At 70.4% G+C, this 2,601-nt stretch carries 3 protein-coding genes and 1 tRNA gene; 2 read left to right on the top strand and 2 right to left on the bottom strand.

The window, feature by feature from the left end; all coding sequences use genetic code 11:
- A partial coding sequence (locus tag L1785_RS22655; protein ID WP_236091506.1) for a hypothetical protein occupies positions 1 to 360 on the bottom strand: 360 nt, incomplete at its 3' end.
- Positions 361 to 978: 618 nt separating this feature from the next.
- Here L1785_RS22655 and L1785_RS22650 point away from each other — a divergent pair.
- A complete protein-coding gene (locus L1785_RS22650) occupies positions 979 to 1,329 on the top strand; it encodes a hypothetical protein (RefSeq protein ID WP_236091505.1) in 351 nt (116 codons plus the stop codon).
- Positions 1,330 to 1,557: 228 nt separating this feature from the next.
- Here L1785_RS22650 and L1785_RS22645 read toward each other — a convergent pair.
- Positions 1,558 to 1,631, bottom strand: a tRNA-Met gene (locus L1785_RS22645).
- A 132-nt stretch (positions 1,632 to 1,763) separates the two neighbouring features.
- Here L1785_RS22645 and L1785_RS22640 point away from each other — a divergent pair.
- Complete coding sequence (locus L1785_RS22640) at positions 1,764 to 2,576, top strand: nicotianamine synthase family protein (RefSeq protein WP_236091504.1); 813 nt, start codon at positions 1,764 to 1,766, stop codon at positions 2,574 to 2,576.
- Positions 2,577 to 2,601: the final 25 nt, after the last annotated feature.

The raw sequence follows: 2,601 nt of genomic DNA, 5'->3' as shown, positions 1-2,601 counted from the left end.
CGAGGGCGCGTCGGCCGCGATCGGGATGATCTGGAAGTAGATGATCGTGTCGCCACACTCGAAGAACCGGTTCTGCGTGTTGCTCGTCAGCTGCGTCTGCACGTTCGACGTGTCCGCAGTTCCGGGGCTGGCCGTGGTGTAGGTGTCGGGGTGCGCAGCCCGGAACAACGGCTGGGTGATGTCCCCAGCATCCGGACCGGGACCAACCGTGTCAGCCAGGATGCCGATCGGCTCCAAGGCAGGGGCCAGCAGTGCCAGGTCCGACTCGGGCGCCGCGGGCGCGGGCGCCGGCTCGGCGGGTGCGACGGGCTCCTCGACCGCCGGCTCAGGAGGCTCGGGCTCAGGTGCCGGCTCGGGCACAGGTGCGGGGCCAGGCTCAGGTGCAGGTTCGGGTTCAGGGGCAAGCACGGGAGCCGGTTCCGGCGCGGGTTCGGGTGCGGGCTCGATTGCGGGCTCGCCGGTCAGGGCGGGGTCCGCGGTGGGGTCGACGACACTCACATCGTCAGCGAATGCGGTGCTGATCGTCAGACCGCCAGAAGCGGTGGCAAGAGTCGCTGCCAGACACGCGCCCAGCAGCCTCCCGCCCCACGGTGTTGGTGCGCGGCGGCGTCCTCGGGCGCGACCGACTACGGGGTGTCGCATCGATATTCACCTGTCCATGAAAGCCAGGGGGTCGGCATCGCCTGGTTGCCCGCCGAGGGAAGCCCTCCGGCTCTCATCTCGACACTCGCACTCTGGCAATAGCCAGTCACCAGGCATTGCGGGCGAATTTCCGCCACTGAATGCATTTAATTCTTGGTGAATGCTTTTAAACGCAAAGTGAATGCCGCGTCACACGGGCAGCGCCCTCTCGGCGCGTCCCCCGGCGCACCCCGCTACCCGCGCCCGATCACCTACGGTCGTCCAGTCCGAAGCGGCGTTCATCTCCCTCCTGAGCCTCGTCGCCGCCGTGTTCCTGATCAGGCTCCCCGCCGGATCATGCAGGACTTCCCCGAGCACAAGCGGACCCTCGCCGAGCTCGCAGCGGAATACACCACGTCGGACGAGGCGGAGGGACCCCTCATGCTTCTGCACGCCCAGGCCACGCAATCGAATCTGTCGGCCGCGGAGCACATGGAGATGCTCACGTCCATCAGGTCGGGCAAGCCGTCCTTCGCGAAGGAGGGCGACCGGGAGGAAGCCATGGCCGTCGCGTTCGTCGACGGGAGGTCCGGACGAGTGATCCGGCTCCCCCACGAGACGCTGCTCGGCCCCGGCGAGTTCAAGACCCGGCTCGAGGCGGCGCGGCGGGCGGCCCGCCAAGGCCGGGCGCCCGAACGGCGCACCTGACCGTCCACAACCGGTGTCGGCGACTCAGCGCTTCGTCGCCGTCCCGCCCGTCGTGCCACGACGCGACCGTGTCGAGGTGCGCCGCCAGCCTCAGCCCGAGGGCGAGGCGCTCGGCGAGCGCCTCCTGGTCAGCCCTGGAGACGGCGACGCCGCTGGGTTCCGTTGGAGGGAACATGTTCCACAAAGCACTCAGGCCCGGAGATCCGTGGATCTCCGGGCCTGACTTTGTAGCGGGGACAGGATTTGAACCTGCGACCTCTGGGTTATGAGCCCAGCGAGCTACCGAGCTGCTCCACCCCGCGTCGGTAAACAGAACATTACGCGGCCCGGGGCGCGAGGGCAAATCGGATCGGGCAAGAGGGACGCACGTCACACTCGGCCCACACCACGCTCGTGGTGCACGGCTCTCGCCTCGGCGTGGGACCATCCCTCGCATGAGAATGAATCCCATTACATCCTCGGCCGCCGCGCGCATCGTCCACCTGATCGACAGCCTGGCCGGCCTGTCCTCGCTCGCACCGGGCCCCGCCGTCGACGGGATCTTCGGCGAGCTCGTGACCACGGTGCTCGGCGCGCCGGAGGACCACGCAACGGACGTGCTCGCCGACCCCGGCGTTCGTGCGCGCAGGGCGTTGCTGCACGACCTCAGCGCGCGCGGCGAGGCCGAGCGGGAGCAGTCGTGGGCGACCAGGATCCGCGACGCCGCCGACCCGCACGCCGAGCTCGCCGCGTTCCCCTACCGGGGCAACTACGAGCGGCTCGCCCGGCTCGAGCTCGGCGTCGTCAATCGGCACGCAACGGCGCCCGTGCGCTCGGTGGCGGTGCTGGGCAGCGGCCCGCTGCCGCTCACGGCGCTCGCCTGGGCGTCCGCGCTGTCGGTGCCGGTCACGGGCGTCGACAGCGACCCGTCCGCGACGTCGCTCGCCGAGAGCGTCGCGCTGGCCCTGGGAGCACCTCACGTGCGCTTCGAGACGGCGGACGCACGCGACACGGACCTGGCGGGGCACGACCTCGTCTTTCTCGCCGCCCTCGTCGGAGCGACGCCCGCAGAGAAGGCCGAGATCGCCGCCAAGGTGCGGTCGACGATGCGCCCCGGCACGCTCCTCCTCGCGCGTACCGCCCGCGGCCTGCGCACCCTGCTGTACCCACCGGTCGACACCGGCGCGCTCCAGGGGTTCGACGTGCTGGAGATCGCCCACCCGACCGAGAACGTCGTCAACTCCGTGGTGCTCGCGCGAGCGGCATGAGGCCGAGCACGGCGCGGGGCCCCCG

This window comes from Antribacter soli, assembly GCF_021568775.1.
GTDB classification, from domain to species: domain Bacteria; phylum Actinomycetota; class Actinomycetes; order Actinomycetales; family Cellulomonadaceae; genus Antribacter; species Antribacter soli.
The sequence above is the reverse complement of the archived record's forward strand: the minus strand, read 5'-3'. Positions and strand labels throughout refer to the sequence as shown.

Coding starts and splice junctions, on each gene's coding strand:
- L1785_RS22650 (WP_236091505.1), top strand. CDS start 979: ATGCAGGACTTCCCCGAGCACAAGCGGACCCTCGCCGAGCTCGCAGCG.
- L1785_RS22640 (WP_236091504.1), top strand. CDS start 1,764: ATGAGAATGAATCCCATTACATCCTCGGCCGCCGCGCGCATCGTCCAC.